This window comes from Moritella sp. 24 (assembly GCF_018219155.1).
Classification (GTDB): Bacteria; Pseudomonadota; Gammaproteobacteria; order Enterobacterales; family Moritellaceae; genus Moritella.
Genome location: NZ_CP056123.1, coordinates 3,903,884 through 3,925,582 on the forward strand (window position 1 = coordinate 3,903,884; position 21,699 = coordinate 3,925,582).

Annotated in this window: 19 protein-coding genes; all 19 read right to left on the reverse strand. The window is 36.2% G+C overall.

The features are described from left to right. Position 1 precedes the first annotated feature (1 nt). A complete protein-coding gene (gene pseF, locus HWV00_RS17400; protein ID WP_211683378.1) occupies positions 2-697 on the reverse strand; it encodes a pseudaminic acid cytidylyltransferase in 696 nt (231 codons plus the stop codon). A 1-nt stretch (position 698) separates the two neighbouring features. After that, entirely contained in the window at positions 699-1,892 is a 1,194-nt protein-coding gene (gene pseC, locus HWV00_RS17405) for a UDP-4-amino-4,6-dideoxy-N-acetyl-beta-L-altrosamine transaminase (protein ID WP_211683380.1), read from the reverse strand. Positions 1,893-1,906: 14 nt separating this feature from the next. Further along, positions 1,907-2,908, reverse strand: coding sequence for a UDP-N-acetylglucosamine 4,6-dehydratase (inverting) (pseB, locus tag HWV00_RS17410; RefSeq protein ID WP_211683383.1), 1,002 nt, complete (start codon positions 2,906-2,908; stop codon positions 1,907-1,909). A 248-nt stretch (positions 2,909-3,156) separates the two neighbouring features. Next, positions 3,157-4,149 (reverse strand): hypothetical protein, encoded by a 993-nt coding sequence (locus HWV00_RS17415; protein ID WP_211683385.1) that lies wholly within the window; start codon positions 4,147-4,149, stop codon positions 3,157-3,159. Between the two features lie 165 nt (positions 4,150-4,314). Further along, a complete protein-coding gene (locus HWV00_RS17420; protein ID WP_211683387.1) occupies positions 4,315-5,508 on the reverse strand; it encodes a hypothetical protein in 1,194 nt (397 codons plus the stop codon). A gap of 30 nt (positions 5,509-5,538) precedes the next feature. Further along, entirely contained in the window at positions 5,539-6,462 is a 924-nt protein-coding gene (locus tag HWV00_RS17425) for a polysaccharide deacetylase family protein (RefSeq protein WP_211683389.1), read from the reverse strand. Further along, entirely contained in the window at positions 6,462-7,280 is an 819-nt protein-coding gene (locus tag HWV00_RS17430; protein ID WP_211683391.1) for a formyltransferase family protein, read from the reverse strand. The genes HWV00_RS17425 and HWV00_RS17430 overlap by 1 nt, the downstream gene beginning before the upstream one ends. An 11-nt stretch (positions 7,281-7,291) precedes the next feature. Further along, entirely contained in the window at positions 7,292-8,410 is a 1,119-nt protein-coding gene (gene neuC, locus HWV00_RS17435; protein ID WP_255554763.1) for a UDP-N-acetylglucosamine 2-epimerase, read from the reverse strand. Then, on the reverse strand, positions 8,410-9,459 hold the full coding sequence (locus HWV00_RS17440) for an N-acetylneuraminate synthase family protein (RefSeq protein WP_211683393.1): 1,050 nt from the start codon (positions 9,457-9,459) through the stop codon (positions 8,410-8,412). Before HWV00_RS17440 ends, neuC begins: the two co-directional genes overlap by 1 nt. Next, positions 9,452-10,141 carry a cytidylyltransferase domain-containing protein gene (locus HWV00_RS17445; protein ID WP_211683394.1) on the reverse strand — a complete coding sequence of 230 codons (690 nt, stop codon included), beginning with the start codon at positions 10,139-10,141 and terminating at the stop codon, positions 9,452-9,454. The genes HWV00_RS17440 and HWV00_RS17445 overlap by 8 nt, the downstream gene beginning before the upstream one ends. Before the next feature lie 102 nt (positions 10,142-10,243). After that, positions 10,244-12,016 (reverse strand): asparagine synthase (glutamine-hydrolyzing), encoded by a 1,773-nt coding sequence (asnB, locus tag HWV00_RS17450; protein WP_211683395.1) that lies wholly within the window; start codon positions 12,014-12,016, stop codon positions 10,244-10,246. Positions 12,017-12,018: 2 nt separating this feature from the next. Continuing rightward, positions 12,019-12,573, reverse strand: coding sequence for a sugar transferase (locus HWV00_RS17455; protein ID WP_211683396.1), 555 nt, complete (start codon positions 12,571-12,573; stop codon positions 12,019-12,021). Then, positions 12,573-13,391, reverse strand: coding sequence for an aldolase/citrate lyase family protein (locus tag HWV00_RS17460; RefSeq protein ID WP_211683397.1), 819 nt, complete (start codon positions 13,389-13,391; stop codon positions 12,573-12,575). Before HWV00_RS17460 ends, HWV00_RS17455 begins: the two co-directional genes overlap by 1 nt. After that, complete coding sequence (murJ, locus tag HWV00_RS17465) at positions 13,392-14,885, reverse strand: murein biosynthesis integral membrane protein MurJ (protein WP_211683401.1); 1,494 nt, start codon at positions 14,883-14,885, stop codon at positions 13,392-13,394. A 3-nt stretch (positions 14,886-14,888) separates the two neighbouring features. Beyond that, the gene (locus HWV00_RS17470) at positions 14,889-16,814 is read right to left on the reverse strand and encodes a nucleoside-diphosphate sugar epimerase/dehydratase (RefSeq protein ID WP_211683402.1); all 1,926 of its coding nucleotides are present in this window, start codon (positions 16,812-16,814) and stop codon (positions 14,889-14,891) included. Between the two features lie 228 nt (positions 16,815-17,042). Further along, positions 17,043-18,479: an MBL fold metallo-hydrolase RNA specificity domain-containing protein gene (locus HWV00_RS17475; RefSeq protein ID WP_211683403.1), complete on the reverse strand. Its 1,437-nt coding sequence runs from the start codon at positions 18,477-18,479 to the stop codon at positions 17,043-17,045. Between the two features lie 227 nt (positions 18,480-18,706). Further along, positions 18,707-19,714, reverse strand: a complete 1,008-nt coding sequence (gene galE, locus HWV00_RS17480; protein ID WP_211683412.1) for a UDP-glucose 4-epimerase GalE — start codon at positions 19,712-19,714, stop codon at positions 18,707-18,709. Between the two features lie 135 nt (positions 19,715-19,849). Further along, the gene (galU, locus tag HWV00_RS17485; RefSeq protein ID WP_304610842.1) at positions 19,850-20,752 is read right to left on the reverse strand and encodes a UTP--glucose-1-phosphate uridylyltransferase GalU; all 903 of its coding nucleotides are present in this window, start codon (positions 20,750-20,752) and stop codon (positions 19,850-19,852) included. 1 nt (position 20,753) lies between these two features. Then, complete coding sequence (locus tag HWV00_RS17490; RefSeq protein ID WP_211686670.1) at positions 20,754-21,680, reverse strand: sugar transferase; 927 nt, start codon at positions 21,678-21,680, stop codon at positions 20,754-20,756. Between the last annotated feature and the right edge of the window lie 19 nt (positions 21,681-21,699).

Here is a 21,699-nt window from a genome sequence, read left to right on the forward strand (position 1 = left end):
ATTAATTAGCCCTCTCCGCCGTTAACCAAGCTTGATACATCAATTCCGCACGTAACCAGTCATCTTCAGTATCAATATCTTGTACCTGGTAACTCGGTAATATTAACGGCAATGTTCTATTATTAAATAGCGGTTTGGCTTGTAAGAATGCATCGCGAGTACCCCAATAAATTTGCCCTGCATCATGATACATTTCAGCAAGGTCTTGAGATCGCGTTGATAAGTGTTCAGGCTCTCGCATAGCAACGCTACCCGTTTCACCTATTTTTAAAGCTCGTTGAATAGGAAAAGGAAATGCAGTCACTGTGACAGCAAAATCATGCTCCCCACTCTCCATTAATGCATTCATTCCCGCCCTAATAACTTCTTTATTCACAAACGGTGCTGTCGCATAAATACAGCATGCAAGTTCAACATCACAACCATATTTTGCAATCGCATGGGCAACAACATCATTCGTACCAGTAAAATCATCTGCGAGTGCATCAGGACGAACAAATGGAACTAACGCACCATAACGCTTACTTATTTCCGCGATTTCAGTATCATCTGTTGATACAATAACTAAATCAAAACACTGTGACTGGATCGCTGCTTCAATAGCATAAGCGACTATAGGCTTACCACAAAAATCTTTAATATTCTTACGCGGAATACGTTTACTGCCACCACGAGCAGGTATAACAGCAATCTTCATTTTATGCTCCTAGCACTTGTATTAATGCGCTTACGACTTCATCTTGTTGTGCATCTGTCATTCCATGAAATAGTGGTAATGATAACGCCTGCTGATAATAGTATTCTGCATGTGGAAAGTCCCCCACAACGAATCCCATATTTTGATAATAAGGCTGAGTATGTACAGGAATGTAGTGCAGGTTAACACCAATGCCGAGCTCGCGTAATTGCTGGAATAACGCTTTCTGAGATAGCTTACTTTTAGAGCGTAAACCATCCTCTACCGTCAGGCCTATAACATATAAGTGCCACGCAGAATTAGCGTTCTCAAGTTGCATCGGTAAAATTAAGGGAAACTCTGCAAGTAACTTATTATAACGATGAGCAAGGCGCTGACGGTCTTTAACAAACTGATTCAATCGCTGCATTTGCGATACACCTAACGCAGCTTGTAATTCAGTCATTCGATAATTAAAACCTAATTCCAATTGTTGATAATACCAATTTCCTTGCGCATCCATATCTAAGCCTGAAACGGGTTTCATCAATGCTTTATCTCGAGTGATACCATGACTGCGTAACAGAACCATTTTATCAGCCAGTACTTGCTGATTTGTCAGTGCAGCACCGCCTTCAGCTGTAGTAACGATCTTTACAGGATGGAAACTAAAGATTGTAATATCACTATAATTACCACATCCGACAGGCTTATCTTGGTACTCACCACCAATAGCATGGGCAGCATCTTCGATGATCTTAAAGCCATATTCTAATGATAATGCGTGAATACTTGCCATATCACATGACTGTCCACATAAATGCACAGGCACAACAACTTTAGGCAATTTGTTCTCGGCTTTGGCAAGGATAAGTTTCTTCTCAAGTGCTTTAGGGCAAAGATTATAAGTCTGCGGATCAATATCAACAAAATCGATTTTTGCACCACAATACAAGCCGCAATTAGCCGAAGCTACAAAAGTAATCGGGGTTGTCCACAGCCAATCACCTTTCCCTAGTTCTAAGGCTAAGCAAGCAAGGTGTAAAGCTGACGTTGCGCTATTACAAGCAACCGCATACTCTGCATCAGTATGGTCAATGAGCGTTTGTTCAAATGCCGGTACTTGCGGACCTTGGGTAAGATAATCTGATTGTAATACTGCAACAACAGCATCGATATCTTGTTGGTTAATATCCTGCTTACCATAAGGGATCATAACAATATTATTCCTTACAGCTCTGCTAACGCATCAAAATTACGGATCTGTTGGATATCTAAGAAATCTGGGTTATTACCAGAATGATACTCATATCCTTGCGCGACAGATTGGCCAACTTCACCAAGACGATTATTGGTATAATCTATATTTTGACCGAAGAACGTAATTGTAGGACAGATAACATAATGATCAGAAAATTCTAACGTTAAGTGCGAGTCATCTGCTGGGCACATTATTTCATGTAACTTTTCACCCGGGCGAATACCGATAATCTCAGTTTTAATATCTGGAGCATACGCCTCGACCAAGTCCATAATATGTACAGATGGGATCTTAGGGATAAAAATTTCGCCACCCTGCATACGCTTAAAGTTAGTCAATACAAAATCAACACCGTCTTGCAGTGTGATCCAGAACCGCGTCATATCAGCATGAGTAACAGGTAAAGATTCAGCGCCTTTCTCAAGTAAGCCTTTAAAGAATGGAACTACCGAACCACGAGAACCAACAACATTGCCATAACGCACACAAGCAAAACGTGTTGGTCCACTACCTACCATATTATTTGCAGCAACAAATAACTTATCCGACGCTAACTTAGTTGCGCCATATAAATTAATCGGATTCGCCGCTTTGTCTGTCGATAGCGCAATAACCTTTTCGACTTTATTCGCTATCGCCGCTTTAATAACGTTCTCAGCTCCATGAATATTAGTTTTAATACATTCCATCGGGTTATATTCTGCGGCAGGTACTTGCTTTAATGCTGCTGCATGGATAACAAAATCTACATCCTGCATTGCCTGCATCATACGCTCACCATCACGAACATCACCGATGAAATAGCGCATACACGGATCATTAAACTCTTGTTGCATTTCAAATTGCTTAAGTTCGTCGCGGGATAAAATGATAAGACGTTTTGGCTTGTAGTTAGTAAGGATAGTTTTGGTATATTTTTTACCAAAAGAGCCTGTACCGCCAGTGATGAGAATGGATTTATTGTTGAACATTTGATTCCCTTTTAAGAGAAAACTAAACTAAATTAATATTCAGTTCCCCCTCCTCAGTGTTTATTATCAATATATGATTTAGATAATAATAACTATATCGTTTTAGATCGATATAAACATCCCTAATTTCACAAGTTAAAAGATAGCTTATTCGATAGATAAAAATTTTAATAGGCGCATCAAAGAATTACAGGCCCATTAGGTAACTTAAAATAACAGAGTGGTAATAAAACCGACTCAACAACCTATTAAACTGTATATTTATTATCAGGTCGAATTGCACGATATCTAAATTGTTCGTATATGGTGAATATAAATACCAACAGGAGTGAGATAACAATTGGTGCACAAATTGCTAACGTAGAAAAACCAAAAGCGCCTCCAAACATTGACGTATAAGTAGCTAAAAAAAGAATGCGAAGATAAATAAATGATTTAAATAACCACGATAAAAATAAACATATAACAGCTGAAAAAACTATAATTAAGAAAAATTGTTTTCCATCATAAAGATGGAAAACAATTCCAAATCCATGTGTAAGCATATTCACAGCACCATTAACCCCTCCCCCAAAAAAGTTTACATTGTTCATTATGGAGGTATAAATCAAAGGTGAAAACACTATTAACGCAACAAGGTGCAATATATATATATCCAAACTTTTAGAACGGTAAAATTGAAAAATAATCCAAAAAAAAGTAAAAGTAATAGAAACTAAAAATGTTCCACTACTGACACTACACAAAAAGTATCCCAAAATATTATATGAGAACATTTTATATGTTGGAATAACATTCAATTCCCATTTAATTGTATTTAAAACAATTAAAGAAAAACCGAGCATAGCGAAAAGTATCCTACCGTTCATAAAACTTGAAACAAATAAAAAATAAACAAGAGAAACTAACATCAAAACATCATATTTTTTATCTTTCAAAAAAAATGTATATGTAGTAATTTTAGTTACATTAAAACTTAAAACATAAATAATGAAAACACATAACAAGCTAAAAACAAAGTCCGGATTAACAGGTAAATAATCAGAAACAATGAAAATTGGTAGTACCACTAAATATCGAATTAAGTGGGGATGTTCCATTGGATTTATTGTTAATAAATTAACACCTTCCCACTCACGTTGAAAATAGTAAACTTGAGGCCACAATTCAAAGCCTACATGTTCTGATAAAATCAAAACAAAAAAAACAAAAAAGATAAATCTAAATGTATTATTAAACATCTTAATCAAAACCCATAATTTATAATAAAATCTAACATTCAAATATTATCACTTGTAACATCAAGTTCAGATACCTTAACGTATCCCAATATCCGAGGTAATAGCATGATAATTAAATGCTTAACAGCTCAGAGAGAATCACGATTACCATCATTGATGTTTTCATTATATAGCTAATAATTCTTTAACGACATTCGATATATTATCTACCGATCTTCCCTTATATAATTCAACCACATTTCCATTATCAAGCTTTGAAAATTCAATTTGAATTGCCTTCCACAGTTCAGATGCTTCTGTAACACCAGTAGCTAAACCGTAACCGGCATAAGACTCTAACGTTGAATACACCGTTTCTTCTATTGACACTAAGCCTAACCCTAAACACTTTCCTTCAATACCTACCGTTGAATTAGCTGTAACAATTAAGTCAACTTTAGCCAATACCGAATTTAACTCTTCTGTCGGTTTAGATATTTCGCAATATTTATAAGCGTCATAATTGTATTCTCTATTAGGGTGTGGTCTGAAAATAGCTTTTATTTTCCCTTCTTTTGATAATTTATTTAACTCTTCTCTGACTTCTACATCTATATTCTCATTCCTAGCGATAACACCTTTAAACCTTAAATGTGTTTTAGGAAGATCATCATCAGCAAGTAACACTTTAGGCTTCTCACTTGAAAATATTGTTTTAGGTTTTTCCTTCAAGTTATCAAATACAGGACTACCAGTTACAATGACATCTTTAGAGTTTAAATTGCTATGATTTAAAACAACATTTTTCAATGATTCAGATAGTACACATACCTTCGTTGCTAAGTTCTTTTGTACTATGTCAATCAAACCACCGAAAAAACCAAGGTTATCGTTAATACAAATACTAGGAATATCCAACGCTTTAGCTGCAATTAATGCAGCTCTCTCAGCTCTTGGTGAGTTAGTGGTTACAACAACATCTACATCTAATTGTTGTATAATTTTGGTCAAACTGATAGTAGGTAAAAAACAAGCTCGACCTTCTTTATCAAACTTTTCATAGGCTAATTTCACACTGCCTAATTCAGTAACGAGATCAGAAAAAGAAGCACCTAAATAACTAATAGACTCAGCAATAGGCACTAAATTATCATGTGGAATATTCTTAACTAACTCTCGTCCAAAAGCGATGGATTCATTAGTTTTGATACATTCAAAATCATTAAACCCCACATATGGAATACCCGATTTTGACATAAAAGGTTGGGCTATAGTTAATGCCAAAACCGTAATATCATATTCATTTTTTAAATGGTGATATAGCGGAGCAATAATTTTCATATGCCCTCCACCATAACAAACCATCAATAATTTTTTCATTTTACACCACTGATAAAAATTCAATAATATCTATAGAACTGTTCGGCATTGTCCGTACTTAAAATGATTGCAGTCATACCTTGAAAGTGTTTGTATCTTATTCAGATCTAATGTTTTAATATCGCAAGGATCAACGCTAAAAGAAAAGTCAACATTTGACTCATTTAATAAATCGACAGTATCCTGATTAAAGGAGTGATCACCACCATAAGGATAACAAAATGTTTTAAAATCATTAATGACACCTAATTCTGACAAAAAATTAAAAGAATCTTCAATTTCAACTCTTTGTAAATCTTTTGATAATCGACTAAATACAGGGTGAGAAATAGAATGACTACCAATAATCATAGCATTGTCAGAAAGTTCTTTAAGTTGAGCCGTATTCATATAAAAAGATGCACAATAATCACTCTGTTCACCTAATAGCTCAAGAAACAACATATCAATAATTTTAGTTCTATATTGATATGAAAGAAAGTAATTCAAAATACGTTTAACTTGCAAAGTACATTCATCATTAGTTTGATAATTATATGTTTTCTCTTCAAACTCGTTAGTATGCTGCAACATGCCATAAGAAATATATGAATTTAACTTTTCTAATACAATCTTTGATTCAATCGAGCCTAAAATAAGATGTACTTTATGAACATCAAGCATTTTGTTATTCAAGTAGGGCTGAGTTGGTATATAGAATACTCCTGTTATTCCTCTTTTTTTTAACTCAGGAAAAACATATTCATAATGGTCTGAAATAGCATCATCAAAAGTTAAAATGATCTTATCAAGTAATTTTCCATTTTTTACTTCCAGCATATCTTCATAAGTAGCAATACCGAATTCTTGCTCAAAATAATCAAGTTGTTTTTTAAAATCATCGATATGTAGCGCTTTAAAAAATGGCATGTTAGCGTCTACAGGTCTAACATAATGGTACATAACAGCTTTCATTATTTCTCCAGAAATGACTGATGTATTAATTTTAATTTTTTATCTAATTTTTTATCTAATTTTTTATCATCGCTTAAGATACTTTTGATTGAATTTGAAAAGTTATTATAATAATCAATGACAGATTCATCTGTAAAATCTATATTTCGGTATGATTTACTATTAATATCAAGATCAACTTGTTCTTTAATTTCTAGTTTATCAAAGTGAATCAGCATATTAATACACACTTTTGTCATCTTTTGAATCAACCGATTACCAATAACAATAGGATGATCAGTACAACCTGAATTAGCTTGTATCTGATGGATAATATTACCGGTATCGATGCCTGAATCTATATACATAAATGTCACACCGCAGTATTCAGGTTCTCGATTTACAAAAGGCCAAAAATTAGTGCCACTCCCAACATAATAAGGTGATAAACCTAAATGCAAGTTTATAAATCTATTTTTGAATACAGTTAACAGCTCACTTTTTATAATAGAACAACCATAACTTATAATTAGATCTGGTACTAACCCTATAATTTCATTTACTATATCTTCGGAATTTATATTTCCCGCTTCAATGAACTTAGGGTTAGAGTTATCATTTGTGTATGTAACAAACTCTCTAAAAAAGTCCTCCTCAGACTGAGTTCTTATTCTTAAGTGTTCCCTAGCTAGCAATGACTCACCTTTATCAACCATTTTTGCTAGTTTATTATTAAACTCACAATAGCTTGCAAGTACCTCAATATTAGGGTCTAAGGCTAAGCGCTTTCTAAAATAATCATGCCGTAATTGACCACCTGTTAATATGACAACCTTCATTATACTGCCCTTTATAAATCTACAAATACTTTCTGCTTTGCTTTATTCCAAAGCATAGGCTTAGTTAGTTCGTTAAAAAATAGTTCATCGCTATTACCATTACCAAATTCACGAACTGGCATAAGTTTACTGACACCAGTTAGGTCTATAGCATTAAGGATATCATCACAATTTTCATTTACATTTATTATTGACTTTGCCTTAGCCCTTCCATCTTGTCTTGACCCAAGATTTATTGAAGGTAATCCGTAAAAAGGAATTTCTCTCACACCAGCACTAGAATTACCCATCATAAAAGTGGTATTTTTAAGTAACGTAAGAAAAGATTCAAAACGTAAACTAGGATATATTTTAAAACGTTCATTTCCTTCTAAACGAGATAACTCTTTAATTATTATATCTGTACCGTGATCATTATTAGGATAAATAACAACATAATTATGATCACTTTCCAGCATCGCATCTACTGTTTGTTTAATGTTATAAGGTAGCGCATCTAAGTCCGTCGTTACAGGGTGATACATAAATACAGCATACTTATCAAATTCTATACCGTATCTTAATTTTACATCGTCTAATGAAGGGAGATTAATTGATGTCATAATATCTAAATCAGGCGAGCCAATAATATAGATAGATGAAGATAGCTCCCCTAATTGTATCAAACGCTGCTTTGCTTTTTCATTACACACAAAATGTAAATGGGACATCTTAGATACTGCGTGTCGAATCAGCTCGTCAATTGTTCCTGATACTTCACCGCCTTCGATATGGGCAACTAAAATATTATTTAAAGAACCAACAATTGCGCCAGCCATAGCTTCAACACGATCACCATGAACAACAATCATATCAGGTTCAATTTCTTTAATATAATCAGATAGTCCATGGATTGTCTTCGCCAATATACCATCCATAGAGTCACCACTATGCTGATTTATATACCTGTATATTGACTTGAAACCAGACTTTGTTACTTCATTTGCAGTCATGCCATATTTAGATAACATATGCATTCCAGTAACAAAAATATGAGCATCAAATTCGTTCGAGCCTTCAACCTTATTAATTAAGCTCTTTAATTTACCAAAGTCAGCTCGAGTTCCAGTTAAAAAAACGATTTTTTTCATTATTTGAACTCGACGTCAATACGCTTAAGTTGAGTATCACTTACAATCGACACTTTCGCTACTTTACCCAAAAGTGACTCATAATCATCAGCTAAAAACTCCCCCGTTCCAGGGCGTTTAACCCAAAGATTATCCTTAGTAAATTTATCGCCTTCTTTAATATCTTTAATTGTCACAACACTTGCATAAGCAAAATCAATTGTTACTTGTTCTTCCTTAACTGCGCCTTTCGAACCACCACGCATCTGAGCCATACGTTTTGATTGTGCGATTAGCTCTGCACAATCAGAGGCATCCATTGAACAACAAATATCAGGCCCTGGTCGAGATTTACTATCAGTAAAATGGCGTTCCAATACAGATGCACCAGCAGCAACAGCACCTAGACATGCTAAATTGTCAATGCTGTGATCAGATAAACCAACAACAACATCAGGAAATTCACGTTGCATTTCTTCCATTGCGCCAATACGAATTAAATGATCAGGCGTTGGATATAAATTTGTAGTGTGCAATAAACAAAGCGGGGTTTGATATTTTCTGAATATCTCAACTGACTTTCTAATTGAAGGGATATCATTCATACCAGTACTTAAAATGACAGGTTTACCGTAGCTAGCAATTAAATCTAATAATGGATAGTTATTGCACTCACCAGAACCTATTTTATAAGCTTTAACACCCATTCTCTCTAAACGTAAAGCAGCTGCTCTTGAAAAAGGTGTGCTAATAAAAATAGCGCCTTTAGCTTCAATGTATTCTTTTAATTTTGTTTCATCTTCTTCATTTAAAGAACAACGATCCATAATTTCATAAATTGAAACATCTGCATTGCCTGGGATTACTTGTTTAGCTTCACAACTCATTTCGTCTTCTACTACATGAGTTTGGTGTTTAATAATTTCAGCACCGCCTTCAATTGCAGCATCAACCATTTCAAATGCTGTTTTTAAAGACCCTTCATGGTTAATACCAATTTCAGCAATAACAAGAGGTGCGTAGTCTAAGCCTACTTTACGGCCTGAGATTTCAAATACTGGATTAGTCATTTATTTTACCTTTCATAATTAATTCTGCGTGTTGTAAGTCTGCTGCTGTATCAATATCTATAGACTCTTCTTCAGTCATTATCAATGGAAATACATATTTACGGGGAATTTGCTCATTAAGCATAAACTGTTCCGCATCAAACAGATAAATACCACCATTTGGTTGGTAAGTATTTGGTAAATCTTGGCGACGGCAATATGGAGCATCATCAAAAATCAACCCTGTAATAGAACCATCGTCGAGTACTTTATATGCCTTTGCAGCACTATGCTGTGGCTCAAATACACTTAACACACAAAAAGCTTTCTTTTTCTCAAATAATTGAAAAGCAGCATTTATATGTTCGGCTGTTCGAAGAGGGGAAGTAGGCTGCAATAAACATATTTTATCCAACTTATAATTCTGCTCACTCAAATAATTGATAGCCTGTGCAATAACCGGTTCACTACTTGTTTCATCTTGAGCTAGAATATTGGGGCGAGGAATCACTTTCGCCCCATATTTAACACTAATATCTGCAATCTCTAGATCTTCAGTTGTAACATAGACCTCATCAATACAAGATGAGTTTAATGCGGCCTGAATAGTCCAGCTAATAAGTGGTTTATCATTTAACGGTAAAATATTTTTTCGAGGTAAGCCTTTAGAGCCACCTCTTGCCGTTATAAGAGCTATATTCATAATTTCTCATGCTTTTTAAGAATAAAATTAATACCCATATTAAAAATCAATAATGGATTAACTTAAAACTTTCTTTATCATACTGCTGACATTTATCGAAATCTAGACATCAAACTCTCTAAACCAAATCTCTAATGCCATTAATGCTCTTATTTCACGCGTATTATTAGCGCTACCATTACAATGGTCGGCATATAACGTAGATACATATTCTTCATTGAATAGTTCGCGAGCCATCGTTTTTTCAGATAACAGTAGATCAAGTACCATCTCTTTCAAATCATGTTTCAACCATTCAGATATAGGCACTGTAAACATCTGTTTTTTACGATAAGTTAAATCCGAACCGATTAAATCAGCCACAGCCTTCTTATAAATATACTTGGTTTCACCCTGCTGTAATTTCAATTTGCCAGGCATTGAAAATGCAAGTTCAACCATACGGAAATCTAAAAATGGTGCTCTATTTTCTATCGATACGGCCATGCCCATACGGTCGGGTTTCACGAGATTATTACCCGGTAATAACAGCATTGTATCAATATAAAGCGCTTGATTAACACGACCCATATGTTGGCTTTTATCAAATAAAGGAAAGATATAAGACGCCGTATTATCTTCCGCTACCTGTTGCTTAAAGCCTTCGCTATAAAGAGCCGATTTCGCATCTGATTTGAATAATGAAATATTATCTAGGTAATTACCTCTAAATTCAGTCTCACTCATGCCGCTGGCATAATCATCAGCAAAGAATGATTTATATTTATCATAACCAGCAAAGAGTTCATCTGCACCATCACCCGTTAGCACCATTTTAACTTTACTAGATGCTAGTTCAGCAACTCGATAAGTCGGTAAAAATGAAACGTCGCCATGAGGTTGGTCACAATGGTAGGTCGCTTTAGGCCATAAATCGAGTAAATTAGCTTCTACTTTTTCAAGTACATGCTCAGTTGAGAAACGTGTTGCAGCAAGCTCAGCAAAAGGAGATTCATCAAATTTTTCGTCATGAAAGCCAATAGTGAATGTTTTCACCGATTGGTTCATATGCTTACTCATTAAACCAACAACGCAGCTTGAATCGACACCACCAGATAAAAACGCGCCAAACGGCACATCCGCTCTTAACCGTATGCGCACGGCGTCATCTAAAATATCATTAAACTCATTAATCCACTGACGTTCTGGTTTTTCTTGTAACGCGATACTTGCTAAATCCCACCAACGTACATCTTCAATACCTTGTGCAGTTGCTTTAATATAGGTACCAGGCATAACATGCTTAACATCTTTAAATAATGTTGATGGCGGCACTACGTAGTTAAAGCTCAGAAAGGAATCTAAGGCATTATGATCTAATTGTTTATCAATACCCGCGGCGAGAATTGATTTAATTTCTGATCCAAATATAAGACGGTCATCCACATAGTGGAAGTGTAATGGTTTTTCACCGACACGATCTCTAATTAAATACAGTGCTTTATCGTTATTATCCCAAATCGCAATAGCAAACATGCCATTTAATTTAGAGACAAAATCAATACCGTGTTTTTGATATAAACGTAATAATACTTCAGTATCACAGTGCGTTTTACACTCAAATTCCGTATTTTTTAGTTCATCCGCTAATTCAACATGGTTAAATATCTCACCATTTTGAACAACCACAATTTGTTTATCATCCGAGATAAAAGGCTGTTGACCATGCTCAATATCTAAAATAGCCAAACGCTGGTTACCTAAAGCAAGTCCAGGCTCGACAAATATACCTTGGCCATCTGGGCCTCGGTAATTAATCACATCCCCCATGTTCTGTAATGCTGAACCCGTTAGGCTACGACCTTGTAAGTCAAAATATCCAAAAATACCGCACATAATTAGTTACCGCCTTTCACTACAACTTGCTTTATAGTCATAAAAATAATTTTCAAATCAAATATAATATTATGGTTATCCACATATTCGAGATCTAAATTTTCCCTCTCTTCAAACGTAGCACTCGAACGTTTAGTCGCTTGCGCTAAGCCTGTAATACCTGGTTTAACCGTATTCCTTTTTTTCCACGAGACAGGTGAATATAACTCCTCCTGCTGTGCTACATTTGGTCTCGGGCCAACAACACTCATATGGCCTAGTAATACATTAAGTAATTGTGGTAATTCATCAATACTGGTCCGTCTCAAAAATTGACCAACACGTGTAATACGAGGGTCATTTACAGACGTGAAATAAGGACCTATTTTATCCGCATCAACACGCATACTACGAAACTTATACATGCCGAATTCTTTCCCATTTAGACCAATACGTTTTTGGGTATAAAAAACAGAACCAAAGTTATCCCATACGATGGCAATTGCCACGATCAAAAAGAATGGTAAAACACAGAGCAATACACACAACGATGAGAATATATCAAAAAATCTTTTCATTAATGCTTACTCGCAATTATACTGTTAATAATATCAATAACTTTCGTTTTATCCGCTAACTGCACGGCTTCATTTCGTTGTAATAAATACGTTCTTGTGTCCATAATTTTGCTCACCTCATTCTCAAGGTTCATCACACTTTTAAATTCGACTAAAGATTCACTTTTATGATGAAAAGCTCGAGATAAAATAACACAAGAAGAACCTAAACGAACATGCTCAGCTAAAATCAATTCGGCAGGTAACGTCCCTTCACCAATACGAGCCATACCACCAAAACCAAACGGTAGCCCAGCATCTTTTACTATGTTAATCAATGATTCAAGTAAACCATTTGCTAACGGCTCAAACATGAAGTTAAGTTTTAAATCTAAATGTAGGTCATTTAAGCCAATATAGATTTCACTGACCCCTTCAACTTTAACAACATCAGCGAGACAGGCAGCTGCAGCCGCAGTTTCAACTAAGGGAATACATTTGGCGCGACCAGCGATCAAACGACAAAAAGAATTTACCTGTTCGGCCGTCGTAAACATCGGTAGCATAAGTAAATCAGCACCAGCACTAATCGCCTGTTCGACTTCCAGTTCAGAACCATCATACAAAGGATTTAATCGGATCAATAATTCATGCTCACCAATCACATTGCGGATATGGCGGGCATCTTGTATCGAGTGCTTGCTGATCAAGGTATCTAAATGGCCTTGTCGTTCAAATTTACCATTAACCTCTAAATCAACAAATATTCGCGATATACCAGCATCAACGGCGTGTTTAGCTAAATCCACATCATTTGTAATTAGCATTAAATTAAACATTTAAAACCCTTTTTTAGACTTAATTATTTGTCGAATGTCTTTATTCATCAAAACACATAACACTAAGAATATAATACAAGAAATACTTGCTACCAGCATGTCCAGCCAGATACTGGCTTGAACGAGATTGATTTGTGACAGTAACCAAGCATAAATCACTGCAGCTACCACTAGCTTAATAAAATCAATAATGAAATGTTGATTAACAATGTCTATTTTATGTTTAACGACAAGAACCAAAAATAACGATAAGCTCAATAATGCATACGTTAATACCATCAAATCAAATAGTTCATCTATACTACTGACAACGCCATAACCTATGGTAAAGAATAATATCGCTAAACCAGTTGAACAAAGTAATGCACTTAAAGTATCTCGTCTTGACGCTAAGACAGCAATTAATAATGCATTAACCCCCTGAAAAGGTAAGGTACGAACTGCACTATTAAAATAAATAGATATCTTATCAAGCTGCTCAACATTCAGTTGATTCCAATCATAAATAAGTGTTACAACCGAAGCAGAGAAATGCTGTAAAGGCACAAAAACAGCAAACGAGATGGCTATAACAGAAAGTATCACACGTTTGAATGTTGTTAAAAAATCTCGTTCATTGTCTGCCGCAAATAGCCCTGAAAAACGAGGGAAAAACACAATTGAAAACACCGTTAAAACAACGCCTAACGGAAACTCGACCAACTTAATCGCGTAATTAACCAACGATAATTCTCCAGCGCCATTTTCAGAAGCGATCGCCCGAGTCACCACCGGCATGAGAAAAATAATACCACCAGTTAGTACACCATAAAAATAGCGTCTCAACAGCGAACTAGACACTAAGTTTTGCTTAAAAGCACTGAAGCTGAAAGGTATAACCTGAGAGTTTATCACTTGACTCGTCCAGCGAACAAAAGCCGCCGAACAGACACCTATTGATATAATGAATAATATATATTCCGCATCAAACAAACTCGTTATATATAAACTAGCAATAAGTACCAAATTAAAAATAAAAGTGCCTAATGCTGGTATAAGAAACTTACCATTAGAATGCAAAAATGCAGTTGTAATTCCAGCGGATACCGTCAAAGGGATAGCAATAAAAGTGATCGCAAACGTGCTGCTATACTTTTGAATAACCGTGTCGCTTAATCCCGGTGCAAATGCATTCAAAATATCACCCGCGAAGAAATAAGCGCATATACTAAAAATACAAAACGTCCCTAGCAATAACATAATAATTTGTTGATAAAGTGCTTTCGCAGCCTCTTTATCTAAACGCTTAAACTCAGGTATTAATGCCATACCAAGCGCACCACCAACAAGTAAATTAACTAAAACATCAGGTGTAGATAAAAAAACAATGATTAAATCTGTTTGCTCTGAAGCACCAAACGTTGACGCAATAAAAGTTTCTCGGACAAAACCAGACAATCGACCAATAAAAAGTCCGATAGAAACAAATAAACTCGATACTAACAAATTACGCATAACTCAATTCTTTTCATTAGTTAAAGTGCTGGTTTTATTATTTTCTAACCAAACCAAATCACATATACCATCTTTCGGCTTAAATCCAGTGGGCGCTGAAAGTAGAACATCACGAATAGCTTGATTATCAAAATCAAAACAAGCTTTCTCTAATGTTGCTAATAATATTTCCATTTCAAGCCAAGGTAAGTGCTCTTCATGCGCGGTCATAATCCGCTGATGACTCGTTTTAGCAACGTTATCACCAATTAATAGCTCTTCGTACAACTTCTCTCCTGGTCGTAATCCGGTCACAGTAATCTCAATATCTCCTTGTGGATTACTGTCATCTTTTACCGAAAAACCACTCAAATGAATCATCTTAGTAGCAAGATCATATATTTTTATCGGTTCGCCCATATCCAGTACAAATACGTCTCCACCTTGACCCATGGCGCCAGCTTGTATAACTAATTGCGCCGCTTCGGGGATCGTCATGAAATAACGAATAATGTCCTTGTCAGTCAACGTTAAAGGACCACCAGATTGGATTTGCTTCTTAAACAAAGGGACTACTGAACCAGAAGATCCCAGTACATTACCAAATCGCACCATACAAAAACGTGTTTGACCTTGCTCTTTGGCTAATGCTTGTAATACCAATTCAGCCATACGTTTACTTGCCCCCATAACATTAGTCGGGCGAACAGCTTTATCGGTAGAAATTAATACAAAATTTTCGACTCCAGCACTGATCGCTGCGCGAGCAGTTTTTAGCGTTCCAAAAACATTATTACTGGCACCTTCACTCACGTTATATTCAACCAGTGGGACATGTTTATAGGCAGCTGCGTGATAAATCGTCTCCACTTTAAAGGCCATCATAATCGACAGTAGTCGTGACTCCAACTGCACAGAGCCCATTAAAGGATAAAGTTCGATATCTAAATCACTTCGTATTATCGTTTCACGTAGTTCTTTTTCAATGGTATATAAATTAAATTCAGACACATCAAAAATAACTAATTTAGTCGGAGCTTGTAACAAAATTTGGCGACAAAGTTCAGAGCCAATAGAACCGCCCGCCCCCGTGACCATCACTACTTTATTTTGAATATTCGCATGCATCAAAGATGAGTCTGGCTGCACCGAGTCTCGACCAAGCAAGTCCGCAATATCAACTTGCTTTATTTGATCAATTTGATAATCACCATTAACAAGTTCAGTCATACCTGGAACCGTCAAGACCTTAATCTCTGATTTCTCTAATTCCGCTATTACGTGTTGACGCTCAAATTGTTTCGCACTCGGTATAGCCAATAACACTTTTTCCACATCATAATGTTCAATGAGTTTATTTAACTGAGTCACTGAAAATACGCTTAAACCATTAATTGTTTTACCATGAAGTAACTGATTATCATCCATAAAAGCAACTGGTTTAAATTCTTTACTATATGCAAGTGCAGAATGCAGCTGTCGACCAGCACCACCTGCACCATAAATAATAATAGGAACACCGCGCTTTAACGTCGTCATATAATGAAATAGATTACGGTAGAGTAAACGTGAACCACCAATAATAAGCATGGTGTAAGCAATATAAATAAAAGGTAATGATCGTGGTAGCATTAAATCATTAATATAAAAGCCTAAAACAAGGAATAACCCTGCAACAAGAATACCTTGTGTAATTGTCCGAATAAAACTTGCGCTAACATATCGGAAGACTACTTGGTACATCCCAATTTTAAAAAAATAAGCAACTGAACATAATGCGATAACGCTAATCCATCCCCAATACAAAGGCTCAAAAATCAGCTCACTCGCATCTATACGAGTAAAAAATGCAGCCCAAAAACAAAATATCAGACAACAGAAATCAAATGTTAATTTAATCCCATTTTTTATTGTTTTCGATAAATCAAATACTCGTAATATAAACTGCATTTACTTTATGTTTCCGGTCATAAGTGGGAAGAGATAGTTAATAACAGGCTAATATCATGATACAACGAACAACTTTTAGACAACTAAAACTGCTCATATCCATCCATAACTATAATTAGCTAAATAACCTTAGAAAATACCAGTTTTATAGTTGTCCCGCAACTAGCACATCACAACTGAATTAAATCATTCGGCTTAAATAGTACTGAGGAAAATATAGATATAAACTTACTCAGTCGGCCTTAATATCCTAGAATCAGGAACTAATTGTCTCAGCTTTTCTTCTAGTACTAATTTCGCCTCTTCATCACCGTGCACTATACGTATCTCTCGTGGTTTATGGCGAATGTGTTTAACAAAATTCAGTAAATCAAGTTGATCGGCATGGGCTGAATAACCACTAATCGTATGAATACCTGCCTTGATAGCGATACGTTTATCATTGAGTTCAACATAACCACCTGTTGGTCCGTACTGTTGGATATCACGGCCAGGCGTCCCCTTAGCCTGATAACCAACAAAAATGACATCAGCTTTAGCATCGGGTAGAAATTGCATGAGGTAATTAACGATACGTCCCCCGCTACACATACCACTGGCAGCAATAACGATGGCTGGTCTGTTACGTTTCGATAGGTATTTGACAACTGTACAGTGATCTTGGTGGCTGTCGATGGTGTAGAGTTGATCAAAATCGAGAGGATGCCGACCTTGTTTCAATATTCCCTGTGCTTCCTTATCCCATAGTTCTTTAAAATCACGGTATTTACTGGTGAAATTAGCCGCCATGGGTGAATCGACGATGATCTCGATATGTTTCCATAAACTCTTCTTTGGTGCGGCATGGATAAATTGTTCAATTTCGTAGAGTAACTCCTGTGTTCGGCCAATACTGAATGCAGGGATCAGTACCACGCCATTATCACTGACGGCATGTTCAATCACGGCTTGGAGTTTTTGACTACGCTGATTACGATGCTCGTGTCGTTTATCACCATAGGTACTTTCAATAATTAAGGTATCAGCACGGTACGGCGCACGAGGGGCAGATAACAGCGGGCTGTAAGAGGCGCCGAGATCACCTGAAAATACGAGGCGATGACGGTAAATCGGCTTATCAGTAGCTAATTCAATCTCGACATAAGCAGAACCGAGAATATGACCGGCAGGACAAAAACGGATCTTTTGGCGTTGATAGCAGATTTCATTATCACTGATGTCTTCTTTGGGGATATTCAATACGTCAATGGTTTGCCATTTTTGATACGGCACTGGGATAAGTTGTTTTTCTAATAGGGATAGGCAAGCTTGGATGAGTTTTTTATCGCGGGTGACGCCAACTTTCAGGGCATCTTCAATAACAAGAGGTAGGAGTGCTACCGTGGCTTCAGTCGCGTATATTGGACCGGTATAGCCTGCGGCTAGTAGATAGGGTATACGACCGACGTGATCGATATGACAATGGGTGATGATAAGCGCTTTAATGGTACGGACATTAAAGTCGATATTGAGTTGGTTTTTATTATGACTGTTATTATTGTTCGCTGCGGCTTCAGAACCTTGAAATAGACCACAATCAATTAATACTGAATTGTAGTCATTCATATACAGCTGATGACAAGAGCCTGTCACGCCATTAACAGCACCATGATGTAAAATACGCATTGTTTCCGTCCTTGGAAGCATATGATACCAATGACAATAAATAGATATTCATATTTAATGCAACGGGTATTTAAACAATTAGTTTAAAGCTTGGAACCAAAGAAAGTAATAGGTCAATGCGCTTATTTAAGTACGGCTTTAGCGCTGAATTACATTGTCAGCTTAATAACATTTAACTCTATGTTAATTAGACCGCCAACTCTCTGTTAACAGCCTTTTAAACATCTTTAATAACCGTCTGGGTTATTTGATTGCCAGCGCCATGTATCAGCGGTCATGTCACTAATACTACGCTCGGCTTTCCAACCTAATTCTCGCTCGGCAAGATCTGTTGCTGCATAACATTGAGCTATATCACCTTCACGGCGTGGTGCTATTTGATAAGCAACTGCTTTACCAGATGCTTGCTCAAACGCTTTAACCATCTCGAGTACACTGTAACCTTGACCAGTGCCTAAGTTATACGTCACTAAGCCTGGATTAGTCATTAGCTTTTCTAAGGCTTTTAAATGCCCTAATGCTAAATCAACCACGTGGATATAATCACGAACGCCCGTGCCATCAACCGTGGCATAGTCATCACCAAATACGCTTAATTGCTTTAGTTTACCCACAGCCACTTGTGAGATGTATGGCATGAGGTTATTTGGAATATCATTTGGATCTTCACCAATCAAACCACTCTCGTGTGAACCAACTGGGTTGAAGTAACGTAAGCGGGCAATATTCCAACTATTGTCAGACTTATACAGGTCAGCAAGAATTTCTTCAACCATTAACTTAGAGCGGCCGTAAGGATTAGTTGCAGACGTTGGGAAGCTTTCATCAATTGGTACAGAAGCCGGATCGCCATATACTGTTGCAGATGAACTAAATACAAAATTCTTCACATTGTGCTCAGCCATCACTTCTAAGATATTAACCGTCGCAGCAATGTTATTACGGTAATACGTTAACGGGATCTGATTTGACTCGCCTACCGCTTTTAAACCCGCAAAGTGAATAACAGCCTTAACATCGTGCTCAGTAAAAATACGCGTTAATACATCACTATCAAGCACATCACCACAGTAAAACTTAACACTTTTACCTGTGATTGATTTTACACGGTTTAATGATTCTTCACTTGAGTTACACAAATTATCAATCACAACCACATCTTGATTGCTGTTTAATAATTCTAATACGGTGTGGCTACCTATATAACCTGCACCGCCTGTTACTAAAATTGTCATTTTCATCCCTCGTACTTATATCAAGTAAGTGAATTTTATATCTGACTTACTCATAAATGTATAAAAAAGGGGGGGAGTGACATTATATTATAAATGCCAACTCCCCCCTTTTCAATCATCAACTAAAGATTAATTTTACTTTACAAGAGTTGTTAAAAAATCTTTCAGCTCATCACCAAACTCTTCATTACGAATACCGTATTCGATACATGCCTTCATATAACCAAGTTTTGAGCCACAGTCATGTGATTTACCACTAATATGGAAAGCTTCTACAGTTTCAGTTTCCATTAACGTTGCAATTGCATCGGTCAATTGGATCTCGTCACCCGCGCCCGGAGGCGTTTTAGCTAGAATATCCCAAATAGCTGCAGGTAATACATAACGGCCAGTAACAGCAAGGTTTGATGGCGCTTCTTCAATACTTGGTTTTTCCACAACAGCAGTCATCGCCGTTGATTGACCTGCATTCAACTCCGCACCACCGCAGTCAGCCACACCGTAACCAGATACGCTTTCTTTTGGCACAGGTTCAACCATGATCTGGCTAAAACCAGTGTCATTAAAACGAGTCATCATGCTCGCTAGATTTTCAGTATGAAGATCTGCACACATTTCGTCCATTAATACGTCAGGTAACACAACAGCAAATGGTGAATCACCAATAATTGGTTTCGCACACATAACAGCGTGGCCTAGACCCTTAGCAACGCCTTGACGAATATGCATGATCGTCACACCTTTTGGGCAGATCGCTTGTACTTCTTCAAGCAATTGACGTTTAACACGCTTTTCAAGGGTTGATTCTAATTCAAATGAAGTATCGAAATGGTTTTCAATGGCATTTTTAGAAGCATGCGTAACAAGCACAATTTCAGTAATGCCTGCCATCGCACATTCATTAACGATGTATTGAATTAATGGTTTATCAACAACAGGCAACATTTCTTTTGGTATTGCTTTGGTTGCAGGTAGCATACGCGTGCCTAAGCCAGCAACAGGGATAACCGCTTTTGTAATTTTAATTTCATTATTCATGTTATTGACCCATACCAAAGATGACTACAGTAACAGTCTTAATAAGGATTTTAATATCATTCATGAATGTATGGTGTTTAATATAATACATATCATATTTATGTTTCCATATGGCATCTTCCGTTGAAGCGCCATATGGATAGCTCACTTGAGCTAAACCTGTTACGCCAGGCTTAACCGCATGCCTAAAACGATAAAACGGGATTTCTTTTTCTAATCCAGAGATAAAAACTTCACGCTCAGGTCTTGGCCCTACAATTGACATTTCACTTTTAAATATATTAATAATTTGTGGTAATTCATCAATACGAGTTTTACGAATAAACTTACCCACTTTTGTTACTCGAGCATCATTTTTAGATGCCCACTGCGCACCATTTTTTTCAGCATCATTACGCATGGAACGAAATTTATAAACAAAAAATTCTTTATTAAACCGACCAGTTCTTTTTTGCTTATAAAATACTGGACCTGGACTTTCAAGTTTAATAGCTATAGTAGTAATTAAAGCAATAGGCCAAGTTATCAATAATAAGATAACAGCACAGATAAGGTCTAAAATACGCTTATTTCTCTGCTTCACTTTCTTAGATAGAATTGAAAATGACTTTTGATGTAAAAAATAGTTGGAGTGTAATAATTCAACTTCAGTATATTTTAGAGTAGCATCAAGGTAACTAACTAAAGGCTCTACGTTTGCGCCATATTTTGTGGCTTGTACTAAATAAAATTGTTTTTCTTCAGACAAATCTGATGACATATAATGGCAAAACACTTTATCTTTATAATTATTAATGCTGTAATCATTAACAATTCCTGTAAATAAGTGTTTATCACATAAGCTACTTATAATTTCAACTTTATCATCAGGACAATAAATATGGATTATTTTTTTTTTTACGCTATTCACTATGAAAATACCTTTTATTAATTTATTTAATTTTTCA